This is a genomic window from Enterobacter sp. HMSC16D10, from assembly GCF_001807145.1.
In the GTDB taxonomy this organism is placed as follows: domain Bacteria; phylum Pseudomonadota; class Gammaproteobacteria; order Enterobacterales; family Enterobacteriaceae; genus Enterobacter; species Enterobacter roggenkampii.
Genome location: NZ_KV787862.1, coordinates 34,006 through 57,384 on the forward strand (window position 1 = coordinate 34,006; position 23,379 = coordinate 57,384).

Here is a 23,379-nt window from a genome sequence, read left to right on the forward strand (position 1 = left end):
TCCCCATCACAAATAAAGTAAAAAACTAAATATCATAATTTGCCTGTCAATTTAGACAATTGTTAGCGCGCAAACCGTTGCTAATACTTGAGCCTTACATGCGCATTTCCCTTCAGATGATGCGCAACTGGTTGAAATACGTTTTAACCTGATAAAAAGGCAAATAACAATGACACTCTCCTCTGTATTGCGTACCAAAGATAAAATAGGTTATGGCTTAGGTGATATGGCCAGCGCGCTGGTCTGGCAAACGGCAACGTTATTTCTCGCCTATTTCTATACGGACGTTTTTGGGCTGCCCGCCGCAATCATGGGCACCATGTTTTTAGTGGTGCGCGTGGTCGATGCGTTTGTCGACCCGTGCATTGGCGCGCTGGTGGATCGCACTCAAACGCGCCACGGCCGTTTCCGTCCCTGGCTGCTGTGGTTCGCCATTCCGTTTGGCGTAAGCTGCCTCATCACCTTCTATGTACCGGACGTGGGGCCGACGGCGAAAATCGTTTATGCCTGCCTGACCTACGCGATCTTAAGCCTGATTTACTCCGCGATTAACGTGCCTTACTGCGCTATGCCCGGTGCGCTGACGCTGGATCCCCGCGAGCGTCACTCCCTGCAGTCGTGGCGCTTTGGCCTGTCGTTTATCGGCGGATTGATTGTGACGGTGATTGCCCTGCCGCTGGTCTCATTGTTAGGACAGGGCAACGTGCAGAAAGGCTATTTCTATGCCATGAGCCTGATGGGGCTGCTGGGCATTGTGCTGTTTTTCTGCTGCTTCCTGATGACCCGCGAGCGTTATTCTCCGCGCAGTGATACTTCCGGCTCGATGCTCACCGATTTAAAACTGCTGGCCGGAAACAGCCAGTGGCGCATTGTGTTCCTGTTTAATATTTTGCTGTTAACGGCGGTGGTAACGCGCGGTTCCGCCACGATGTATTACGTGAACTACGTGCTGTTGCGCCCGGAACTGGTTTTTGCCTTTATTGTTTCCGGAATGGTCGCCTCCTTAAGCGGCGCACTATTATCTGAACGGCTGCTGGGGAAATTTGACCGCGTGCGCGCCTACCAGTGGACCATTATTTCCTTCGTCATTTTCGGGGCGCTGATTTTCTTCCTGCCGCCTTCGCAGGTGTGGCTGATTTTTGGTCTCAACATTGTCTTTAGCTTTGTGCAAAACCTCACCACGCCGCTGCAGTGGACCATGTTCTCCGATGTGGTCGACTACGAAGAGCATCGCAGCGGCCGCCGCCTGGACGGGCTGGTTTTCTCTACCGCGCTGTTTGCCATCAAATTTGGGCTGGCGCTGGGTGGGGCGGTCGTCGGCTGGGTGCTTGGCATGGTGGATTACGCCCCGGGACAGGCAGCCCAGGCGCCGCACGTGCTCTCTACGATCAACGCCCTGTTCACCCTTATCCCTTGCGCGCTGTTCCTCTGCATGGTCGCGCTGCTTTCAATCTACAAGCTTAACAGCCGGCTGGTGGATTCCATCGCCCGGGAGCTGGCCAGCAAGCGTGAGGTGAGACCCGAAGCAGGGCCGCTCAGCCCGGCAACCCCTTCCGCACTACAGGAGTAAAACATGACAGCTATCTATAAGGACGCGGGACGTCCCGTGCACGAGCGCGTCGCCGATTTACTGGCGCGTATGACCCCGGAAGAGAAGTTCGCCCAGATGCATGCGTACTGGCTGATCCTCGATGAAAACGGCAACCACCGCGAGCGCAGCGATCTGAGCGACGAATTCGCTGGCGTGAGCGAGCAGGCTGCACTGAGCGAACGGCTGAAGCTGGGCGTCGGGCAGATCACCCGTCCGCTGGGTACCCATATCGTTGACGCGAAAACCGGCGTGCGCGCCGCTAACCGCCTGCAGCGCTTGATGATGGAGGAGACGCGACTCGGCATTCCGGCCCTGTTCCATGAAGAGTGCCTGGTGGGGCTGCTGTGCAAAGACGCCACGCTGTTCCCGTCGTCGCTGAACTACGGTTCGACCTGGGACCCTGAACTGGTACAGCGCGCGGCAGAGCAGATCGGTAAAGAGGCTCGATCCGTCGGCTGCCAGCAGGGGCTGGCGCCGGTGCTGGACGTTTCCCGCGACGTGCGCTGGGGGCGAACCGAAGAGACCTTCGGGGAAGATCCGTGGCTGGTGGGGGTGATGGCGACCGCCTACGTGAAAGGCTTACAGGGCGATAAGCGCGACCTGCTGGCGACGCTCAAGCACTACGTGGGCCACTCGTTCAGCGAAGGGGCGCGCAACCATGCGCCGGTACATCTGGGCTTTAGCGAACTGAATGACACCTTCCTGCTGCCGTTTGAAATGGCGGTGAAGCTGGCAAACGCCGGTTCGGTCATGCCCGCCTACCACGATATCGATAACCAGCCGGGGCACAGCGACAGCTTCCTGCTGACCACCGTCCTGCGCGAACAGTGGGGCTTCGACGGCATTATTGTGGCGGACTACGGCGGCGTCAGCCTGCTGCACCAGCATCACGGCATTTCCCACGATGCGGCCGAATCCGCCGCGCTGGCCTTCAACGCCGGGCTGGACGTTGAGCTGCCGAAAGATGACTGCGCACGCCATCTGACGGACGCCGTTGAGCGCGGGCTGATCTCTATGGCGAAAGTGGATGAGATTGTGGGCCGTGTGCTGACCGAAAAATTCCGTCTCGGCCTGTTTGAGAACCCGTATGCCGATGAAAACGGCATCGATCTGCAAAATGAGATGACCCGCCAGGTGGCGCGGGAGGTGGCGACCAAATCGGTCACGCTGCTGGAAAACAACGGCATTCTGCCGCTGAATGGTAAACCCCGCGTGGCGCTTGTGGGACCGACGGCAGACGATCCGCTGGCTTTGCTCAGCGGCTACAGCTTTCCGGTGCATCTGATCATCAGCGATATGGTGGAGGAAACCTCGCAGGTGACGACCCCGCGCGCGGCGCTGGAGCAGTACCTGGGTGCATCGAACGTGCGCTACGCGAAAGGGTGTCACATCATCGAGAAACGGATGGCGGGTGCGCCGGTCTTCCCGGGCGACAGCGGCGGTAAGCCGATGCAGCAGTCTCCCGTGTCGCAAAGCACCGCGCTGATCCCCGAGGCGGTCAACGCCGCGCAGGAGAGTGACGTGGTGGTGGCCTGCGTGGGCGATCTCGCCGGGCTGTTCCAGAGCGGTACCGTGGGGGAAGGTTCCGACACCGACTCCCTGAATCTGCCGGGCGTGCAGCAGCAGCTGCTGGAGGCGCTGGTGGCGACGGGCAAACCGGTGATTGTCGTGATGACCGGCGGGCGTCCTTACACTCTTCAGGGCCTGGAGGACAAGGTAGCCGCGCTGATCGTGGCGTGGGCACCGGGGCAGGAAGGGGGCTGGGCGATTGCGGACGTGTTAACGGGACGGGCAGAGCCGCAGGGCCGTCTGGTGGTGAGCGTGCCGAAAAGCGCCGGGGCCATGCCGTATTACTACAATCACAAGCTCAAAAGCGGGGGCACGCCGTTTGCGTTCCACTTCGGTTCACGTTATCCGTTTGGCTTCGGCCTCGGCTGGACGACGTTTCGCTGGAATGCTGCCCGCGTCGCTGCAAGCAGCGTGCCGGTCGACGGCGAGGTGACGCTGAGCGTGGATATCACCAATACCGGGGAACGCAGCGGCAGCGAGGTGGTGCAGGTTTACGTCAGGGATAAGGTCGCCACCCAGGTTCGGCCGCTCCAGGAGCTGAAGGCCTTCCAGCGCGTCACGCTCTCGCCGGGCGAAACCGCCACGCTCAGCTTTACGCTGCCGGTGGAGATGTTCAACTTCACCCGTCGCGACGGGAAACGCATCGTTGAGCCGGGCGAGTTTGAACTGCAGGTTGGCGCATCGTCGGCGGATATCCGCCAGGTGGTGACGGTCAATGTGACCGGGGAAACGCGGGTGCTGCCTGCCGAGTGGCGGATGCTCAGTACCTGTGAGGTTACGCGCGCGTAGTCAGGATAAAAAAAAGCCCATCGTGGGAGATGGGCAAAGACTACACACAGCAATTCGTTGTTTCACTCAGGGGATTTCCATGCTTATAAATCAAGGTGTTGATTTATAACCGTGTGCTAATAGTAGGCATGTCCGCTTTTAGCGTCGATCGGATTCGTCTCAATAGTTAAAGAGATATAAAGATTTCTTGAGGTTATGAGCAGATTGAGTGCAGAAACTGCGGGTCTGACCAGTGTGCAACGAATAAATACTTTAGCAGCGTTAAAGTATTGGGTGGGGGAATGTAGGCCGGGTAAGCGTTAGCGCCACCCGGCAAAAACTTAATGCGTGTTCTTCTCTTCCAGCTCTTCCAGCTCGCTCAAAATCACGTCCGGATCCGTTCCCGGCGGCGGAATTTCATGCACCCAGGCGGAGAACAGGCGCCAGGTAACGGCGAGCAGCACCGGGCCGATAAACAGGCCAATCATGCCGAAGGCAATCAAGCCGCCAATCACCCCGGAGAGGATCAGGATCAGCGGCAGGTCGGCGCCCATGCGGATGAGAATCGGGCGAATGACGTTATCCATGGTACCGACCACGCAGCTCCAGACCAGCAGCACCGTTCCCCACGTGGTATCTCCCGTCCAGTAGAGCCAGATAATGCAGGGCACCAGCACCAGCAGCGGCCCCAGTTGTGCAAGACAGGTCATCAGCATGACAACGGTGAATATCGTGGCATACGGTACGCCGGAAATCGCCAGACCGATACCGCCCAGCACCGCCTGCACCAGCGCGGTGACCACCACGCCCAGCGCTACCGCGCGTACGGCCTGCGCCGCCAGCAGTACCGCCGCGTCACCGCGTTTGCCCGCCAGGCGGGTGGCAAAGTGACGAACGCCCAAAGCCACCTGCTCACCGCGCCAGTAAAGCAGGGCGCTGAAGAGCAGCATCAGGGTACAGTGCATCATAAAGCGGCCAATATGCGCCGCCTGACCCACAAACCAGGTGGTGGTGGTGCCAATATACGGGCGCACTTTTGCCATCAGCGCGCTGCCGCCCATCTCCAGCAGGCTGTGCCAGCCGCTGTAGAGCTTGGCGCCCACGACCGGAATGCTGTTCAGCCAGGCGAGATCCGGCAGCGTGAGATCGCCGCTGGTCACGGCGCGAATCACCGGGCCGCTGGAGTCGACGAGACTGTTGACCAGCAGCGCAATGGGAATAATAAACAGCAGGAACAGCAGCAGCGTCATGACCAGCACCGCTAACCCGCGGCGGCCGAACAGCAGCTTCTGCAAGCGCAGCAGCAGAGGCCACGTGGCAACGACAACGGTCGCGGCCCAGGCGAAGCCAAGAATAAAGGGTTGAACAATCCACAGACACGCAATGATCATGAGGGCCAGGAACAGCACCGACAGCAAAATTTGCGCAACATCCCTGGGCTGGCGAAGATTGACCATAAATGAAACTTTCCTTAAAAGAACGCCAGCGCGGCTGGCGGGAACGGAAAACCGCATCTCTTTAATCATTAATGATCTCAGCGGTTTTTGACAGGCGGATTTTGCCCGTAATTCTACGAAGCACATAAGAAAAAAATGTGATAAAACTTTCCGGACACAACGCAAACGATTTCACATTACTCTAATTAGGGTCGACAGTCATGATCCCACAGATTTCTCAGGCACCCGGCGTCGTTCAGCTGGTGCTTAATTTTTTGCAGGCACTGGAGCAACAGGGTTTTACAGGTGATACCGCCACGAACTATGCCGACAGGCTGACGATGGCAACCGATAACAGTATTTACCAGCTTCTTCCCGATGCCGTCGTTTTCCCTCGTTCTACGGCCGACGTGGCGCTGATTGCCCGACTCGCCACGCAGGAGCGCTTTGCCTCGCTGGTCTTTACGCCGCGCGGCGGCGGCACCGGGACCAACGGTCAGGCGCTGAACCAGGGCATCATTGTTGATATGTCGCGCTATATGAACCGCATCATTGAGATCAACCCGGAAGAGGGGTGGGTGCGGGTCGAAGCGGGCGTTATCAAAGATCAGCTTAACCAGTACCTCAAGCCTTACGGCTACTTTTTTGCCCCGGAACTTTCCACCAGTAACCGCGCGACCCTCGGCGGGATGATCAACACGGATGCCTCCGGTCAGGGCTCGCTGGTCTACGGCAAAACCTCCGATCACGTGCTGGGCGTGCGTGCGGTTCTGCTGGGCGGCGATATTCTCGATACGCAGCCGATGCCGGTCGAACTGGCGGAAACGCTGGGGAAAGATAACACCGCCAGCGGACGCATCTACCGTACCGTGCTGGAGCGCTGCCGCGACAACCGCCAGCTTATTCTCGACAAATTCCCCAAACTGAACCGCTTCTTAACGGGCTACGACCTGCGCCACGTCTTTAACGACGACCTGACCCAGTTCGATTTAACCCGCGTGCTCACCGGTTCCGAAGGGACGCTGGCGTTTATCACCGAGGCGCGGCTGGATATCACCCGCTTGCCGAAGGTGCGTCGTCTGGTGAACGTCAAATATGACTCTTTCGACTCCGCGCTGCGCAATGCGCCGTTTATGGTGGAGGCGAAAGCGCTGTCCGTTGAGACGGTCGACTCCAAAGTGCTCAACCTGGCCCGGGAAGATATTGTCTGGCACTCCGTCAGCGATCTCATTACCGACGTGCCGGACAAAGAGATGCTCGGTCTTAACATCGTGGAATTTGCTGGCGACGACGCGGAGCTGATTGAGAGCCAGGTCACCACGCTCTGCCAGCGGCTGGATGAGCTGATTTCGCAGGGCGAAGGCGGCGTGATCGGCTGGCAACTCTGTAACGATCTGGCCGGGATTGAGCGTATCTATGCGATGCGTAAAAAAGCCGTGGGTCTGCTCGGCAATGCAAAAGGGGCCGCGAAGCCCATTCCTTTTGCCGAAGATACCTGCGTGCCGCCTGAGCATCTGGCGGATTATATCGTCGAGTTTCGCGCCCTGCTGGACAGCCACGGCCTGAGCTACGGCATGTTTGGCCACGTCGATGCCGGGGTGCTGCACGTGCGTCCGGCGCTGGATATGTGCGACCCGCAGCAGGAGATCCTGATGAAGCAGATCTCCGACGACGTGGTGGCCTTAACCGCTAAATACGGCGGTCTGCTTTGGGGCGAGCACGGGAAAGGGTTCCGCGCAGAATACAGCCCGGCGTTCTTCGGCGAACAGCTCTATGCGGAGCTGCGCAAGGTGAAAGCCGCTTTCGACCCGCATAACCGCCTCAACCCGGGTAAAATCTGCCCGCCAGAAGGCGTGGACGCCCCCATGCTGCAGGTGGATGCCGTCAAGCGCGGCACCTACGACAGACAGATCCCGATTGCGGTGCGCTCCTCCTGGCGCGGCGCGATGGAGTGCAACGGCAACGGCCTGTGCTTTAACTTTGACGTGAAAAGCCCGATGTGCCCGTCGATGAAAATCACCAGCAACCGTATTCATTCGCCGAAAGGGAGGGCGACGCTGGTGCGCGAGTGGCTGCGTCTGCTGGCGGACCGTGGCGTCGATCCTCTCAGGCTTGAGCAGGAGCTGCCGGAAAAACGGGCCAGCCTGCGCTCGCTGATTGAGCGCACCCGCAACAGCTGGCATGCCAGCAAGGGCGAGTATGATTTCTCCCATGAGGTGAAAGAGGCGATGTCCGGCTGTCTGGCCTGTAAAGCCTGCTCTACCCAGTGCCCGATTAAAATCGACGTCCCGGAATTCCGCTCGCGCTTCCTGCAGCTTTACCACACGCGCTATCTGCGTCCGGTGCGCGACCATCTGGTGGCGACGGTAGAGAGCTATGCGCCGCTGATGGCGCGCGCGCCGAAGACCTTCAACTTCTTTATCAACCAGCCGCTGGTGCGCAAGCTTTCCGAAAAGCATATCGGCATGGTCGATCTGCCGCTGCTGTCGGTGCCGTCTCTGCAGCGCCAGCTCGTCGGGCATCGTTCGGCGAACATGACCCTGGAGCAGCTGGAGGCGCTCACGCCCGAGCAAAAAGCGAAGGTGGTGCTGGTGGTGCAGGATCCGTTTACCAGCTACTACGATGCCCAGGTGGTTGCGGACTTTATCCGCCTGTCGGAAAAGCTGGGCTATCAGCCGGTTGTGCTGCCGTTCTCGCCCAACGGCAAGGCGCAGCACATTAAAGGCTTCCTGACGCGCTTTGCGAAGACCGCGCAGAAAACATCTGACTTCTTAAACCGCGTGGCGCAACTCGGGATACCGATGGTCGGCGTCGACCCGGCGCTGGTGCTGTGCTACCGCGATGAATACAGGCAGACGCTGGGCGATAAGCGCGGTGATTTCCACGTCATGCTGGTGCACGAGTGGCTGCCGACGGCCCTGGAAGACAAAGCGGTTCAGGACGTCAGCGGTGAGCCGTGGTATCTGTTCGGACACTGCACGGAAGTCACCGCGCTGCCTGGCGCCCCCGCGCAGTGGGCGTCCGTCTTTGCCCGCTTCGGCGCGAAGCTGGAGAGCGTTAGCGTGGGCTGCTGCGGTATGGCCGGCACGTACGGACACGAAGTGAAAAACCACGCCAACTCGCTCGGCATTTATGAGCTGTCCTGGCATCAGGCGATGCAGCGCTTGCCGCGAAACCGCTGTCTGGCGACGGGATACTCCTGCCGCAGCCAGGTGAAACGGGTAGAGGGTAACGGCGTACGCCACCCATTGCAGGCTTTACTGGAGATAATTGGATGATCTGGAAACGTGCCGTGACGCTGCAGGCGCTAAACGCCATGGGCGAGGGGAATATGGTGGGGCTGCTGGATATCCAGTTCACCCGCATTGGCGACGATGACATTGAGGCCACCATGCCTGTCGATCATCGCACCCACCAGCCGTTTGGTTTATTGCACGGCGGGGCGTCCGTCGTGCTGGCCGAAACCCTGGGCTCGGTGGCGGGGTATCTCTGTACCGAAGGGGAGCAGAAGGTGGTCGGACTCGAGGTGAATGCTAATCATATCCGCTCGGTACGCAGCGGGCGCGTGCGCGGCGTGTGCCGCGCGCTGCACGCCGGTAGTCGCCACCAGGTGTGGCAGATTGACATTCTCGACGAGCAGGATCGCCTGTGCTGCTCTTCAAGGTTGACGACAGCGGTCGTGTAAAGTTTTCGGATGTTTTGCCTTTGGTCAAAAACTAGCCAGCGGGTTGTGATATACTGGTCAGGTTTTGTACATAAGCGAGGACATCATGGATACTGAAATAACCCCAACACAGCTGGCAATTGAATATTTACGTCGCGATAAGAGCAATCTGTCCCCGGCGCAGTACCTGAAAAAGCTGAAACAGCTTGAGCTGGAATTTACAGATTTGCTGGCGCTCTCTTCGAATGAGCTGAAAGAAGAGATCTACTTTGCCTGGCGGTTGGGCGTTCACGTCCATTGAGAGAGTAATGTTGAAAAGGCCGCAACTGCGGCCTTTTTTGTGCCTGAGATTCAGTATTTAGCGGGGAGCTTGTTGATTTTGATAAGCCTGCCTTCTTCCATTTCGATAAATCCGCCGGTTTTCAAATCCGCCAGAATGCGCATCACGCCGCTGCGGGAGAGGTGGGTTTTCTCCCTGATATACTTTTCCGCCGTCACGCTGAGCCGATAACCCTCCTCTTCCTCCGTCAGCTTCATTAACTGCTGGCGAATCATCTCATACGCCGTCGGCGCGCCCTGCGGCATCACGTTGTTATAGAGACGGCTATACACATACATGAGCTGTTGAGAGAGCAGTCCCCAAAGCGCCTTCTCTTTAATAATGGCATTCACCCTTTCTGTGGTGATCGTCCCGATCAGGCACGGGCTGACGGTCTTAAGATAATCACTAAAATAGATATCAGTGAGGTTAGCGAGGCCGAAAACAGCAGGGCTACGGGCCGTAGACAGCATCATGTTATCGCTTCTTCTGTAGACGGCGATGGTTCCTTCAAGAATTAAATAGCACATGCCCTGACCATTGACCTGCAGGTCCAGCCGCTCGCCGCGGGCGGTATGTCGCGTTGTGCAATCAGGTAACAGGTGTGAAATAAGCGCTTGCGCGTGGGGAGAACCCCGCTGAGACTTTTCTGGAAGGGACATGGTTGCCGACAGCCTTAAAAAAAACCTGGCTAATTATAGCGCTTCTCTTTGGGACGGGTAAGCGAGTTGCTTGTTATTGCATGATACCGTACGCGATTGCCGGGTGGCGGTTACGGCACCCGGCATTTTCCTCAGACGTTCGCCGCACTTATCAGCCGCGACTTCATGGACTGATACGCCGACGCGGCATAGTCCTCCGCCCAGCGCTGGTCCTCAATCGCCTCCAGTTGCACCGCGCAGTACTTCGTTTCCGGGGTTTTGGAGATGGGATCGAGGTTGTCCTGGGTCAGCTCGTTGCAGGCGCCAATCCACCACTGAAAGGTCATATAGACGGCCCCGGCGTTGATACGCTCGCTGATGCTGGCGCGGGAAATTACTTTCCCCCGGCGGGAGCGCACCCAGACCAGCTGTCCGTCGGCAATGCCCAGCTTGTCCGCATCGGCAGGGTTCATTTGCACCCGACCCGGCTCGTCTGCCAGACTTTGCAGCGCGGCGCAGTTCCCGGTCATGGAGCGGCAGGAGTAGTGGCCCACCTCGCGGACCGTACAGAGCACCAGCGGGAAATCCGCATCCGGAGTTTCCGCCGGCGCGCGCCACGGTGCGGCAAAGAGCTGCCCTTTACCGGTTGGGGTATCGAACTGATTATCTTTGTACAGGTACGGCGTACCGGGATGATCCAGCGTCGGGCACGGCCATTGAACGTGGCCCATCTCGCCCATTTTTTCATACGTCACGCCGTCGAAGAGCGGGCACAGGTCGCGCATCTCGTCCCAGATCTGCTGGTTGGAGTCATAATGCATCGGGTAGCCCATCTCGGTGGCGAGCAGGCTGATGATCTCCCAGTCGCGCTTCACGTTGCCGCTGGCTTCAATGGCTTTGCCAAAACGCTGGAAGCCGCGATCGGCACAGGTAAAGACGCCGCCGTGTTCACCCCATGAGGTAGCCGGAAGCAGAACGTCCGCCACCTCTGCCGTTTTGGTCATAAAGATGTCCTGAACCACGACAAAATCGAGCGCTTCAAAACCGCTGCGCACCAGGCCGAGATCGGCTTCCGTCTGGAGCGGATCTTCTCCCATGATGTAATAGGCTTTGACCTTGCCTTCCAGCGCAAGATGCGGCACTTCGGTAATGCGCGTCCCGACGCGATCGTCCATTTTATTGACATCAATACCCCAGGCATCAGCGAACTTCTGCCGGACCGCCGGGTCGGTCACATCCTGATAGCCGGGGAACATATTCGGCAGTACGCCCATATCGCAGGCACCCTGGACGTTGTTCTGACCGCGCACCGGTCCGACGCCGACGGCGGGGCGACCGAGATTCCCGGTCAGCAGCGCCAGGCTGGACAGCCCTTTGACCACATCAACGGCCTGACCAAACTGGGTCACGCCCATTCCCCACATCACGGTAGCAGAAGGAGCCGCCGCGAACGTGCGCATCGCCTGGCGGACATCACGGGCGGGGATGCCGGTAAGATGTTCGACCTTCTCAGGCGCATAGTCTTTTACCGTTTGCCGGTAGGCCTCAAGCCCTTCCGTAAAGCGCGCCACGTAGCTTTTGTCGTACAGCTCCTCTTCCAGCAGCACATAGCCAAAGGCGTTCACCAGCGCCATGTTGCTGCCATTTTTCAGCTGCAGATGTTGATCGGCAATACGCGCCGTTTCAATACGCCGCGGATCGCAGACGATAATTTTTGCGCCGTTTTCACGCGCTTTCAGCACGCGGCGGGCAACGATAGGGTGGGAGTCCGCGCAGTTATAGCCAAACACCAGCAGGCATTTTGAGTTTTCAATATCGTTAATGGAGTTGCTCATCGCGCCGTTGCCGAGCGTTTCCTGTAAACCCGCCACGGACGGGCCATGACAGACGCGCGCGCAGCAGTCCACGTTGTTGGTGTTCAGCACCGCGCGGGCAAACTTTTGCATTACGTAGTTGGTTTCATTGCCGGTGCCGCGAGAGGAGCCGGTGGTCATGATCGACCGCGGCCCGTGCTGCGCTTTAATGCTGCTGAGCCTGTGGGCGGTGTAGCGGATCGCCTCTTTCCAGGTAACGGGGGTGAAGGCTTCGCCTTTGCGGTAGCGGATCATGGGCTGGGTAAGGCGGGGGGTGAGAAGACGGGTGTCGTTGAGGAAGTCCCAGCCGTAAAACCCTTTCAGACATAAGGTGCCCTGGTTTGTGACCCCCTCTGCCGCTTCGGCACGGATGATACGGTTATTTTCAACGACAAGGTTCAATTTACAGCCTGCACCGCAGTACGGGCAGACGCTGGTGATCTTTTTCATCAATAACAGACCTGTTAAGAAATGAAGCAAAGTTGACTGGAAAACCAGTCCCGTATGCGGAGATAAGCAGGAAGCGTGCCAGGTTGGCTTTGCGTGTATTACAGGGTGTTATGGGGGAGGGCGCGTGTCATCGTCAGGCCGATCGTCAGTTTTGACGATGACACGTTAGGGGGCGCGGCCAGCAGGAACTCAGAGATCGTCCATGGTGTAACCCACCACGATTTCCAGCGTCTTACGAATCACATCCGCCTGAACCACGTCGTTGGTGGATTCCAGCGTCTGAATGAGCCAGAGGATGATCGCTTTATTGGAAAGATGGCCTTCAGAGGCCAGAACACAGCGTACTGCAGTAGAAAAAATAGCGGACTCTTCAGCAAAACGATCGCCTGCATGGCGGAAATACTCCGCCAGCGCACTGTCTAAAAAAGCAGAGTGATATTCGGGTTGAAGCTGAATATTTTGTCTCATTTGTTCTCACCGTAGCTGTTAAATTGCAGTCAATGTATTTTTTTGGGATCGGACGGTTTTCCACTTCCAAATAACGGCACTACATTGTCTCGGTTATCGTTGAGAGATCCCTCTCTTTTTGTTCGTCCTTGCGCGGTTCTGCGACGTGTAAAGGCGATGCTGTTTGAGCCGATCTCGGCAATCACCACCGCAAGTGTCTCCCGCCGCTGGGGATCCTTTTCATGTTCTTTCATGACCCGCAGACGCTGTAGCAAGCCTTCCGTTGTCACCGGCCCCCGCTCTTTCAGAAGAGAGAGAACGGCTTCACCGATAAGCTGGTCTATCAGTCGGTCTGCGTTACTGCGATTCATATCCTTACCGTTCGAAGAGCAGACCAAGCAGCATGTGGTAATGCTCTTCCTCTTCCGGCCCATCGGCCTTTTCGAGGCGGCTGAGCAATTTTGTACAAAGCGATTTGCGATTAAGGTTTCGCCCGTCGCTGAGAATTTCAACAACCACCTGCCCCAGCGTTTCCTGTTGGGTCGGAAGCGCGGCTTTTTCTAAGTACTGTGCGATTGCTGCTGCGGAATCTGCGACGTAACCTTTCTGCTGCATGTTTCGCTCCTGTAAAATTTTGTAATCAGTAACGTTACATTTAAGGTATACACAATTTCCAAATCTGTACATCTAAAATGTACAGATTTTTAGATTTTTTTCGATATATCTTATAAATCATTTATTTTTCATTGCGTTGGGTTGGCGTTGTGATGGGGGTAGAGTGCAGGATATATTGTACAAAAAGCGCATGTGCTGGTAAGTTGTACAGCCGAGTCAAACGGTCTCATTAACTGCCGTAAATGGTTGAGATGTAAATTATTTGTCAGGCAATTAATGTGCTATAAATAAACATTCCCCACGTCTTTTGTGGCCAAAACCCTAACCCCCCAGGAATAGCATGCTCACAACCATCATTTACCGCAGTCATATCTGCGAGGACGTTCCAGTGAAAGCGCTGGAAGCAATGGTCGCTGCTGCAAATCGTAAAAATCGGCAATCCAATGTCACGGGGATCTTGCTGTTTAACGGCACACATTTTTTTCAACTGCTGGAAGGGCCGGTTGAGCACGTTTCGGCTATCTATGAGCAGATCTGCAACGACCCGCGCCACCATAACGTGGTCGAGTTAATGCGCGATCACGGGCCTGTCCGGCGTTTTGGCAACGTGGGTATGGAGCTTTTTGATTTGCGCCACTTCGACAGGGACGAGGTACTGCAGCAGGTGCTCAATAAGGGGACGACACGCTACCAGCTGACGTATAACGACCGCCCTCTGCAGTTTTTCCGCACCTTTGTCGAGGCCACGGAAAAAGCGAACTATTTTGAACTGCCGCCTGCGGACTCATGGGAATTCGTTCGCGAAGAAACGCGCTTGTCCGCGCAACCTGAGGTGGTCGCGAAGGGGGCGGATTGCAGCTTCGCGTTCCAGCCGATAGTCGATCCATTTATGCAGCAGGTTGTCTCCTGGGAGGCGCTTCTCCGCACCCCGTCCGGCGACTCGCCGGGGGCTTATTTCGCCAGCCTTCCGCATGAGGAAGTGTACGCGTCTGATTTGCAAAGCAAGCAGGTGGCGCTCTCCATGGCCAGCGCGCTGGGGTTACAGGACCAGACGTTATCCCTTAACCTGCTTCCTATGACGCTGGTTAACATTCCCAACGCCGTGGATTTTCTGCTCACCGCGATTGAAGCAAACGGTTTTGTACCTGAGCAAATCGTGGTGGAGTTCACCGAGAGCGAAGCCATTTCCCGTTTTGATGAATTCACGGATTCGGTCAGGCAGTTAAAAAGCGCGGGTATCAGCGTGACGATCGATCACTTTGGTGCCGGTTTTGCCGGGCTGCAGCTGCTGGCCCACTTCCAGCCTGACAGAATTAAGATTAATCGCGATCTGGTCGCGAACGTGCATAAAAGTGGCCCCCGACAGGCCATCATTCAGGCGATCATCAAATGCTGTTCCTCGCTTGAAATCCAGTTCTGCGCGGTGGGGGTAGAGAAGGCAGAAGAGTGGATGTGGCTGGAATCTGCGGGAATTTCCCAGTTCCAGGGGCATCTTTTTGCCAGCCCCCGGCACGGCGGGATTCCAGCCATTGCCTGGCCGGAGAAAAAGTTCGAATTGTGATAAAGCTGTACACAATCTGGCAGACGTTACTGTACGAACGGTAAATTTTATACAACAATGTATTAACAGGTGGATGGGGTGGTAAGCCATTCACCCGTTCAAAATGCGGTCTTAGTTATACAAATGGTTTGTACAATCTGATAAGGTTGGTGCAGTTAGGTATGGAAGTTCTGAGCGTGAGGGAGTTAATGGCCTATTACAGTATCGGCGAAGTGGCCGAACGATGCGGTATCAACCCCGTTACGCTGCGTGCCTGGCAGCGCCGTTATGGATTGTTGAAGCCGCAGCGCAGCGAAGGGGGCCATCGTCAGTTTGACGATGAAGATATCCTGCGTATAGAAGAGATCAAACGCCTGATGAAGAGCGGCGTTTCGGTCGGGAAAGTAAAAGCCTTGCTGGAAAACAAGGAAGTGTTGACTCAGGGCAACTGGGTCTCGTTCCAGGAAGAGATGATGACCGTTCTGCGCTACGCCAGCCCGGCAAAGCTGCGCGCCAAAATTGGCGAGTTCCGCCGCGATCACCCGATAGATTCCCTGATTGACAATATCATTTCTCCCGTCCGTCAGCGGATGAACCAGGACCAAAATACCGTGCGTCACATGGCGAGCCTGTTAGACGGAGTCCTGATTGAATTCGCGATTGCAAGCCTGGCGGAGTCCCGTAAGAAAGCCGGTAAAGACGCTCTCCTGATCGGCTGGGAGTGCGATGACCGCACCCATCTGTGGCTCGAAGCCGCGCGCTTAGCGCAGAAGGGCTGGCACATCGACGTCCTGGCAGAACCGATTGATTCGCCGCGTCCTGAACTGTTCCCGGGGCAAAAAATCTTCGTCTGGACGGGGAAATCGCCAACGCCTCGACAGCAGGAACAGCTCGACCACTGGCGTGAACAGGGGTTTGCTGTCTCATTTCATCATTAAGTGTAAGAGGCCTTGAGGGCCTTTTTTTATTTTTGTCACTTTCCATGCAAAAGCTATCTCAAAAATAGGCATTTCCAATGCATATTTTACGTTTCTCCTCTCCTGCCCGAATGCCACAACGAAATGCATTATTAATCAATGCATTGAACAATTAAATCCATCCTGCCTGCATCCTGCCACAGGGTCTATGCTTAATAAAAGTAGGCAAAAAGGGCGGTTTAGCCGAATGCCCCTGCTGACAGAGGGTTGAAGTGATAATCGTTATCACTAACATGGTGTTATGCCCTGATGGCTTATCAGATGAGGTGGACCTATGGAACTGCATTCAGAAACCTTTAATCCTGCCGATTTTGCCTGGCGCGGGTTAACGCTCACGCCAGCGGCGGCGGCACATATTCACGAGCTGGTGGCGAAAAAGCCCGAGATCCTCGGCGTGCGTTTAGGTGTCAAACAGACCGGCTGCGCAGGTTTCGGTTACGTGCTTGATACCGTCACCGAACCCGAGAAAGATGACCTGGTGTTTGAGACCGACGGCGCAAAACTGTACGTCGCGCTGCAGGCCATGCCCTTTATCGACGGCACCGAAGTGGACTACGTCCGCGAAGGCTTAAACCAGTTATTCAAATTTCATAACACGAAAGCCCAGAACGAATGCGGCTGCGGCGAAAGCTTTGGGGTATAGGCGGAACTATGTCTCGTAATACTGAAGCAACGAGTGAAGTAAATACCTGGAGCGGCGGGCACCTCAACTATAAAGAGGGGTTCTTCACCCAGCTGCAGACCGATGAGCTGGCAAAAGGCATCAATGAAGATGTCGTGCGGGCGATCTCGGCGAAACGTAACGAGCCCGAGTGGATGCTGGAGTTTCGCCTGAGCGCCTACCGCGCCTGGCTGGAGATGGAAGAGCCGCACTGGCTGAAAGCCCACTACGATAAGCTTAATTATCAGGATTACAGCTACTACTCCGCGCCCTCCTGCGGCAGCTGCGATGACACCTGCGCCTCGCAGCCCGGCGCGGTGCAGCAAACCGGCGCGGAGAACAGTTTCCTCAGCAAAGAGGTAGAAGAAGCCTTCAACCAGCTGGGCGTACCGGTGCGCGAAGGGAAAGAGGTGGCGGTGGACGCTATCTTTGACTCGGTCTCGGTGGCCACCACCTACCGCGAGAAGCTGGCAGAGCAGGGGATCATTTTCTGCTCCTTCGGCGAAGCGATTCACGATCATCCTGAACTGGTGAAAAAGTACATCGGAACCGTGGTGCCCTCTAACGACAACTTCTTTGCGGCGCTTAACGCGGCGGTGGCCTCGGACGGCACCTTTATTTACGTGCCGAAAGGCGTGCGCTGTCCGATGGAGCTTTCCACCTATTTCCGCATTAATGCCGAAAAAACCGGCCAGTTCGAACGTACCATTCTGGTCGCGGATGAAGGCAGCTACGTCAGCTACATCGAAGGGTGTTCCGCACCTGTGCGCGACAGCTATCAGCTGCACGCGGCGGTGGTGGAGGTCATCATCCATAAAGACGCCGAGGTGAAATACTCGACGGTGCAAAACTGGTTCCCGGGCGACGGCAATACCGGCGGCATCCTGAACTTCGTGACCAAGCGTGCGCTGTGCGAAGGCGAAAACAGCAAGATGTCGTGGACCCAGTCCGAAACCGGCTCGGCCATCACCTGGAAATACCCGAGCTGCATCCTGCGCGGGGATAACTCCATCGGCGAGTTCTACTCGGTGGCGCTCACCAGCGGCCATCAGCAGGCCGATACCGGCACCAAGATGATCCACATCGGTAAAAACACCAGATCGACCATCATCTCGAAAGGGATTTCCGCCGGACACAGTCAGAACAGCTATCGCGGGCTGGTGAAAATCATGCCGACGGCGACCAATGCGCGAAACTTCACCCAGTGTGACTCGATGCTGATTGGCGCTGACTGCGGGGCGCATACCTTCCCATACGTCGAATGCCGTAATAACACGGCCCAGCTGGAGCACGAGGCGACCACGTCACGGATTGGGGAAGATCATCTCTTCTACTGCCTGCAGCGCGGGATCAGCGAAGAGGATGCCATCTCGATGATCGTAAACGGCTTCTGTAAGGACGTGTTCTCTGAACTGCCGCTGGAATTTGCCGTTGAAGCCCAGAAACTCCTCGCCATCAGTCTTGAACACAGCGTCGGTTAAGGAAAGCACATGTTAAGCATTAAAGATTTACAGGTCAGCGTAGAAGATAAAGCCATCCTGCGTGGCCTCAATTTTGACGTCAAGCCGGGCGAAGTCCACGCCATCATGGGGCCGAACGGTTCCGGGAAAAGTACGCTTTCTGCGACGCTGGCGGGACGCGAAGATTATGAGGTGACCCACGGCTCGGTCGAATTTAACGGCAAAGATCTGCTGGAGATGTCGCCGGAAGACCGCGCGGGCGAGGGCATCTTTATGGCCTTCCAGTATCCGGTAGAAATCCCCGGCGTCAGCAACCAGTTCTTCCTGCAAACCGCGCTCAACGCGGTGCGGAAATACCGGGGGCTGGAGGCGCTCGACCGCTTCGACTTCCAGGATTTAATGGAAGAGAAAATCAAGCTGCTGAAAATGCCGGAAGATTTGCTCACCCGCTCGGTGAACGTCGGTTTTTCCGGCGGCGAGAAAAAGCGTAACGACATTTTGCAGATGGCGGTGCTGGAGCCCGAGCTGTGCATTCTGGATGAGACCGACTCTGGTCTGGATATCGACGCCCTGAAGATTGTCGCCGACGGGGTGAACGCCCTGCGCGACGGCAAGCGCTCGTTTATTATCGTCACCCACTACCAGCGCATTCTGGACTACATCAAGCCGGATTACGTCCACGTGCTTTACCAGGGGCGCATTGTGAAATCCGGTGATTTCACGCTGGTTAAACAACTGGAGGAGCAGGGTTATGGCTGGCTTACCGAACAGCAGTAATGCGCTCCAGCAGTGGCACCGGCTGTTTGAGGCCCAGGGCGGCACGCGCTCCGAGCAGGCGCAGCAGCATCTGCAGCAGATGCTGCGTCTTGGCCTGCCGACGCGTAAGCATGAGAACTGGAAGTACACCCCGCTTGATGGCTTGCTGAACGCCGAGTTTGTGGCCCGTCTGGCGGATCTCACTTCGGCGCAGCGCGACGCACTGGCGTTGCGTGTCGATGCCGTGCGCCTGGTGTTTGTCGACGGTCAGTTCCGCCCTGAGCTGAGCGACACGCTCCAGGAGAGCGGCTTTGAGATTGAGATAAACGACGATCGCCAGCGCCTGAACGCCCCGGTTCAGCCTGAGGTCTTTCTGCACCTGACCGAAAGCCTGGCCCGCAGCGTGACGCATATCGGCGTGAAGCGTAACCAGCGTCCGGCCAAACCGCTGCTGCTGATGCACATCACTCAGGGTCTGGACGGCGCCGAAATCAATACCGCGCACTATCGCCACCATCTTGAGCTGGCGGAGGGGGCGGAGGCCACGGTCATCGAACACTACGTCAGCCTCAATGAGACACGTCACTTTACCGGGTCGCGACTGACGATGAACGTGGCGGCGAATGCCCAGCTACACCACATCAAGCTGGCGTTTGAGAATGCGCAGAGCCACCACTTTGCCCATAACGACATTGTCCTGGGACAGGATGCCGCCGCGTACAGCCACAGCTTCCTGCTCGGCGGGGCGGTGCTGCGCCACAACACCAGCACGCAGCTTAACGGTGAAAACACCACGCTGCGCATCAACAGCCTGGCGATGCCGGTTAAATCAGAAGTGTGTGACACGCGCACCTGGCTGGAGCACAACAAAGGCTACTGCAACAGCCGCCAGCTGCATAAAACCATCGTGAGTGATAAAGGGCGTGCGGTGTTTAACGGCCTGATTAACGTGGCGCAGCACGCCATTAAAACCGACGGGCAGATGACCAACAACAATCTGCTGTTAGGTCGCCTGGCAGAGGTGGACACCAAGCCGCAGCTGGAGATCTACGCCGACGACGTGAAGTGCAGCCACGGTGCGACGGTCGGGCGAATCGACGACGAGCAGATGTTCTACCTGCGCTCTCGCGGCATCGACCAGCAGGCGGCGCAGAAAATGATTATCTACGCGTTTGCCGCCGAACTGACGGAAGCGCTGCACGATGGTCAGTTAAAACTGCAGGTGCTGGATCGGATCGGTCAGCGCCTGCCTGGAGGCGAAGCATGAGTTTTCCCGTCGAAAAAGTACGGGCAGATTTCCCGGTTCTGACCCGTGAAGTAAACGGTCTGCCGCTGGCCTATCTGGACAGCGCGGCCAGCGCGCAGAAGCCGAATCAGGTGGTGGATGCCGAAGCCGAGTTCTATCGCCACGGCTATGCCGCCGTGCATCGCGGTATCCATACCCTGAGCGCAGAGGCGACCCAGCGGATGGAAAACGTGCGCACGCAGCTTGCCGCTTTTCTTAACGCCCGCTCGCCGGAAGAACTGGTCTTTGTTCGCGGGACCACCGAAGGGATCAACCTTGTCGCTAACAGCTGGGGCAACGCGCAGGTCCACGCGGGGGATAACATCATCATCACCCAGATGGAGCACCACGCCAATATCGTGCCGTGGCAGATGCTCTGCGAGCGCGTGGGCGCCCAGCTGCGGGTGATCCCGCTAAACGCTGACGGGACGCTTCAGCTTGAGCAGCTTGACCTCTTGCTGGATGACCGCACGCGGCTGGTGGCGGTTACCCAGGTCTCCAACGTGCTGGGGACCGAAAACCCGGTGGCAGAGATCGTCGAGAAGGCCCATCAGGCGGGCGCAAAGGTCCTGATTGACGGCGCGCAGGCGGTGATGCACCACGCGGTTGACGTCCAGGCGCTGGACTGTGATTTCTACGTCTTTTCAGGCCACAAGCTCTACGGGCCGACCGGGATTGGCGTGCTGTATGTGAAAGAAGAGATCCTGCAGGCGATGCCGCCGTGGGAAGGGGGCGGGTCAATGATCGCCACCGTCAGCCTGACGGAAGGCACGACCTACGCGCGCGCCCCGTGGCGTTTTGAGGCGGGCACGCCCAACACCGGGGGCATTATCGGGCTGGGGGCGGCGGTCTCTTACGTCTCTGCCATCGGTCTTGATGCCATTCAGGAGTATGAACAGCTGCTGATGCACTACGCGCTTGCAGAGCTTGCCAGCGTGCCGGATTTAACCCTCTACGGGCCTGCCGATCGGCAAGGGGTAATCGCGTTTAATCTTGGGAAACACCACGCCTATGACGTGGGCAGTTTCCTCGATAACTACGGCGTGGCGGTCCGCACCGGGCACCACTGCGCCATGCCGCTGATGGCGTTTTACCAGGTACCGGCAATGTGCCGCGCATCGCTGGTGATGTACAACACGACGGAAGAGGTCGACAGGCTGGTGGCGGGGCTGAAGCGCATTCATCAGCTGCTGGGCTAACGGAGAGGCGAAAGATGGCAGAGCTGCCGGACAAAGATAAATTACTGCGCAACTTCTCGCGTTGCGCAAACTGGGAAGAGAAGTATCTCTATATCATCGAGCTGGGACAGCGTTTGCCGCCGCTCGGTGAAGAGGCGCACAGCCCGCAGAACAGTATTCAGGGCTGCCAGAGCCAGGTGTGGATTGTGATGGCGCAGGCGGATGACGGCACGATCGAATTGCGCGGCGACAGCGATGCCGCCATTGTAAAAGGGCTTATTGCGGTCGTCTTTAGCCTTTACCAGCAGATGTCTGCGCAGGATATCGTCGCGTTCGATGTTCGTCCGTGGTTTGAAAAAATGGCCTTAACCCAACACCTCACCCCGTCCCGCTCTCAGGGACTGGAAGCGATGATTCGCGCCATCCGCGCCAAAGCTGCAATCCTTAGCTAGACTTACAGAACAGCATTCATTCTGTTTCGCGAGGTGGTTCCCGCCTCGCTGGTTTTTCAGCTTTCTGGCGTTCTGTCAGTGGATAAGGAATCTCAGCATGAAGCGCGCGTCTCTCATTACTCTATTACTCCTCAGTTCGCTCGGCGCCCTTCAATCGGCCCGCGCGATGGACTATCCGTTGCCGCCCGCAGGCAGTCGTCTGATTGGGCAAAATCAAACCTACACGATACAGGAAGGGGATAATAAGCTGCAGACCATCGCCCGCCGGTTTAATACGGCGGCGCAGGTGCTCCTGGAAACCAACAATACCATTGCGCCGGTAAACCCTGCGCCGGGCACCGTGATAACCATTCCGTCGCAAATGCTGCTGCCGGATACGCCCCGTGAGGGGATTGTGGTGAATCTTGCTGAGCTTCGGCTCTACTACTTCCCGCCGGGGCAAAATATTGTTCAGGTTTATCCTCTGGGTATTGGGCAACTGGGGCTGGAAACGCCGGTGACGACCACGCGGGTGAGCCAGAAGATCCCGAATCCCACCTGGACACCCACGCCGGGCATACGAGCACGTTCTCTGGAGCAGGGCATTAAACTGCCTCCGGTGGTCCCTGCCGGGCCAAATAACCCGCTAGGACGCTTCGCGCTGCGTTTAGGCGTGGGGAATGGGGAATATCTCATTCATGGCACCAGCGCGCCGGACAGCGTTGGCCTGCGTGTCAGCTCTGGCTGTATGCGGATGAACGCCCCGGACATTAAGGCGCTGTTCGAACAGGTGCGGGTGGGCACGCGGGTGCAGATTATTAATGAACCCGTGAAGTTTTCCGTGGAGCCGGATGGTAAACGCTATATTGAGGTCCACCGTCCGCTGGCGCAGGTAGAAGGGGAAAATCCGCAGGTCTCGCCCATTACCCATTCCGCCGACTTTGCGGCCTTTGTTTCTCAGGCAGGAAGCGATAAGGCGCTGATTGATAAAGCGCTGTCACGTCGTGCCGGGATCCCGGTTATCGTGTCGTCCGGTAGCGGCCCGTCAGCCAGCAATAGCGTGTTGTCGGTGCAGAACAGCCGGGTGTCTGCTGCGGTGGCGGAAGATGAAGGGGAGAGGGTGACGCAGTAGGCGTTTGACGCAGGCAAAAAAAATGGCGCACAATGTGCGCCATTTTATTAACAGGTACTATTACTTACGGTATTTAGTAGCCTGGTTGTCCAGACGCTGGTTAGCGCGAGCTGCGTCGTCTTTAGCAGCCTGAACGTCGGAACGCATTGCGTTCACGTCGTTGCTCAGCTGGTCAACTTTAGCGTTCAGAGTCTGAACGTCAGAAGACAGCTGATCGATTTTAGCGTTGCTGGAGCAACCAGCCAGCAGAGTAGAACCCAGGATTACCGCGCCCAGTACCAGTTTAGTACGATTCATTATTAATACCCTCTAGATTGAGTTAATCTCCATGTAGCGTTACAAGTATTACACAAAGTTTTTTGGGTTGAGAATATTTTTTTGATGGGAATACACCTATTTTTGATCGTTCGCTCAAAGAAGCACCGAATCAGCCCTTTTCAGGCAAAAATCTAAGGAAAAAAAGGCATTTATCATCGGATTCATCTTAGATAATTCGCAATTAAATAGAAAAACCCGATTTGCATTTTGAATGCGTTTGGCTAATGCCGGGAATAAAAAAAGCGCCCAATGGGCGCTTTTTATCCAAATTAATTCGTTCGGGAATTA

At 56.9% G+C, this 23,379-nt stretch carries 21 protein-coding genes and 1 other RNA gene; 14 read left to right on the plus strand and 8 right to left on the minus strand.

Annotated elements, in window-relative coordinates:
- Positions 1 to 169 precede the first annotated feature (169 nt).
- On the plus strand, positions 170 to 1,570 hold the full coding sequence (locus tag HMPREF3143_RS08140) for an MFS transporter (RefSeq protein WP_023292663.1): 1,401 nt from the start codon (positions 170 to 172) through the stop codon (positions 1,568 to 1,570).
- Between the two features lie 3 nt (positions 1,571 to 1,573).
- Complete coding sequence (locus tag HMPREF3143_RS08145) at positions 1,574 to 3,949, plus strand: glycoside hydrolase family 3 N-terminal domain-containing protein (protein WP_070532571.1); 2,376 nt, start codon at positions 1,574 to 1,576, stop codon at positions 3,947 to 3,949.
- Between the two features lie 5 nt (positions 3,950 to 3,954).
- Here the strand turns inward: HMPREF3143_RS08145 and rprA are convergent.
- An RNA gene (gene rprA, locus HMPREF3143_RS08150) (antisense sRNA RprA) lies at positions 3,955 to 4,062 on the minus strand.
- Between the two features lie 207 nt (positions 4,063 to 4,269).
- Positions 4,270 to 5,385, minus strand: coding sequence for an AI-2E family transporter YdiK (ydiK, locus tag HMPREF3143_RS08155; protein WP_021241100.1), 1,116 nt, complete (start codon positions 5,383 to 5,385; stop codon positions 4,270 to 4,272).
- A 200-nt stretch (positions 5,386 to 5,585) separates the two neighbouring features.
- Between ydiK and HMPREF3143_RS08160 the strand changes: the two genes are divergently transcribed.
- The 3 genes from HMPREF3143_RS08160 to HMPREF3143_RS08170 all read left to right on the plus strand — a co-directional run bounded on the left by HMPREF3143_RS08160 (position 5,586) and on the right by HMPREF3143_RS08170 (position 9,329).
- Entirely contained in the window at positions 5,586 to 8,642 is a 3,057-nt protein-coding gene (locus HMPREF3143_RS08160) for a D-2-hydroxyglutarate dehydrogenase YdiJ (protein WP_070532572.1), read from the plus strand.
- Positions 8,639 to 9,049, plus strand: coding sequence for a 1,4-dihydroxy-2-naphthoyl-CoA hydrolase (gene menI, locus HMPREF3143_RS08165; protein ID WP_008500638.1), 411 nt, complete (start codon positions 8,639 to 8,641; stop codon positions 9,047 to 9,049). Before HMPREF3143_RS08160 ends, menI begins: the two co-directional genes overlap by 4 nt.
- A gap of 85 nt (positions 9,050 to 9,134) precedes the next feature.
- Positions 9,135 to 9,329, plus strand: a complete 195-nt coding sequence (locus HMPREF3143_RS08170) for a YdiH family protein (protein WP_003857766.1) — start codon at positions 9,135 to 9,137, stop codon at positions 9,327 to 9,329.
- A gap of 50 nt (positions 9,330 to 9,379) precedes the next feature.
- On the opposite strand, the gene HMPREF3143_RS08175 is transcribed toward HMPREF3143_RS08170, so the two are convergent.
- The 5 genes from HMPREF3143_RS08175 to ycgZ all read right to left on the minus strand — a co-directional run bounded on the left by HMPREF3143_RS08175 (position 9,380) and on the right by ycgZ (position 13,353).
- Complete coding sequence (locus HMPREF3143_RS08175) at positions 9,380 to 10,009, minus strand: helix-turn-helix domain-containing protein (protein WP_025911639.1); 630 nt, start codon at positions 10,007 to 10,009, stop codon at positions 9,380 to 9,382.
- A 131-nt stretch (positions 10,010 to 10,140) separates the two neighbouring features.
- Entirely contained in the window at positions 10,141 to 12,291 is a 2,151-nt protein-coding gene (gene fdhF / locus HMPREF3143_RS08180; RefSeq protein WP_070532575.1) for a formate dehydrogenase subunit alpha, read from the minus strand.
- Positions 12,292 to 12,480: 189 nt separating this feature from the next.
- A complete protein-coding gene (locus tag HMPREF3143_RS08185; protein WP_008500635.1) occupies positions 12,481 to 12,759 on the minus strand; it encodes a biofilm/acid-resistance regulator YmgB/AriR in 279 nt (92 codons plus the stop codon).
- Between the two features lie 29 nt (positions 12,760 to 12,788).
- Positions 12,789 to 13,109 carry a hypothetical protein gene (locus HMPREF3143_RS08190; protein ID WP_070532577.1) on the minus strand — a complete coding sequence of 107 codons (321 nt, stop codon included), beginning with the start codon at positions 13,107 to 13,109 and terminating at the stop codon, positions 12,789 to 12,791.
- Positions 13,110 to 13,113: 4 nt separating this feature from the next.
- Entirely contained in the window at positions 13,114 to 13,353 is a 240-nt protein-coding gene (gene ycgZ, locus HMPREF3143_RS08195; RefSeq protein ID WP_070532580.1) for a regulatory protein YcgZ, read from the minus strand.
- A gap of 340 nt (positions 13,354 to 13,693) precedes the next feature.
- On the opposite strand from ycgZ, the gene HMPREF3143_RS08200 reads away from it, so the two are divergent.
- The 9 genes from HMPREF3143_RS08200 (at position 13,694) to HMPREF3143_RS08240 (ending at position 22,773) form a co-directional block, all read left to right on the plus strand.
- Positions 13,694 to 14,914: a diguanylate phosphodiesterase gene (locus tag HMPREF3143_RS08200; RefSeq protein ID WP_045910304.1), complete on the plus strand. Its 1,221-nt coding sequence runs from the start codon at positions 13,694 to 13,696 to the stop codon at positions 14,912 to 14,914.
- A gap of 188 nt (positions 14,915 to 15,102) precedes the next feature.
- Positions 15,103 to 15,831 carry a MerR family transcriptional regulator gene (locus HMPREF3143_RS08205; RefSeq protein ID WP_008500632.1) on the plus strand — a complete coding sequence of 243 codons (729 nt, stop codon included), beginning with the start codon at positions 15,103 to 15,105 and terminating at the stop codon, positions 15,829 to 15,831.
- Between the two features lie 313 nt (positions 15,832 to 16,144).
- Positions 16,145 to 16,513: a Fe-S cluster assembly scaffold SufA gene (gene sufA / locus HMPREF3143_RS08210; RefSeq protein ID WP_070532583.1), complete on the plus strand. Its 369-nt coding sequence runs from the start codon at positions 16,145 to 16,147 to the stop codon at positions 16,511 to 16,513.
- Between the two features lie 8 nt (positions 16,514 to 16,521).
- On the plus strand, positions 16,522 to 18,012 hold the full coding sequence (gene sufB, locus HMPREF3143_RS08215; RefSeq protein WP_070532588.1) for a Fe-S cluster assembly protein SufB: 1,491 nt from the start codon (positions 16,522 to 16,524) through the stop codon (positions 18,010 to 18,012).
- Between the two features lie 9 nt (positions 18,013 to 18,021).
- Entirely contained in the window at positions 18,022 to 18,768 is a 747-nt protein-coding gene (gene sufC / locus HMPREF3143_RS08220; RefSeq protein WP_008500629.1) for a Fe-S cluster assembly ATPase SufC, read from the plus strand.
- Positions 18,743 to 20,014, plus strand: coding sequence for a Fe-S cluster assembly protein SufD (gene sufD, locus HMPREF3143_RS08225; RefSeq protein WP_070532591.1), 1,272 nt, complete (start codon positions 18,743 to 18,745; stop codon positions 20,012 to 20,014). The genes sufC and sufD overlap by 26 nt, the downstream gene beginning before the upstream one ends.
- Positions 20,011 to 21,231: a cysteine desulfurase SufS gene (gene sufS / locus HMPREF3143_RS08230; RefSeq protein WP_023292649.1), complete on the plus strand. Its 1,221-nt coding sequence runs from the start codon at positions 20,011 to 20,013 to the stop codon at positions 21,229 to 21,231. Before sufD ends, sufS begins: the two co-directional genes overlap by 4 nt.
- 14 nt (positions 21,232 to 21,245) lie before the next feature.
- Positions 21,246 to 21,662, plus strand: a complete 417-nt coding sequence (sufE, locus tag HMPREF3143_RS08235) for a cysteine desulfuration protein SufE (RefSeq protein WP_070532593.1) — start codon at positions 21,246 to 21,248, stop codon at positions 21,660 to 21,662.
- 97 nt (positions 21,663 to 21,759) lie between these two features.
- Positions 21,760 to 22,773 carry a L,D-transpeptidase LdtE gene (locus HMPREF3143_RS08240; RefSeq protein ID WP_070532595.1) on the plus strand — a complete coding sequence of 338 codons (1,014 nt, stop codon included), beginning with the start codon at positions 21,760 to 21,762 and terminating at the stop codon, positions 22,771 to 22,773.
- 60 nt (positions 22,774 to 22,833) lie between these two features.
- Here HMPREF3143_RS08240 and lpp read toward each other — a convergent pair whose 3' ends face one another.
- Positions 22,834 to 23,070, minus strand: coding sequence for a murein lipoprotein Lpp (lpp, locus tag HMPREF3143_RS08245; protein WP_001082307.1), 237 nt, complete (start codon positions 23,068 to 23,070; stop codon positions 22,834 to 22,836).
- Positions 23,071 to 23,379: the final 309 nt, after the last annotated feature.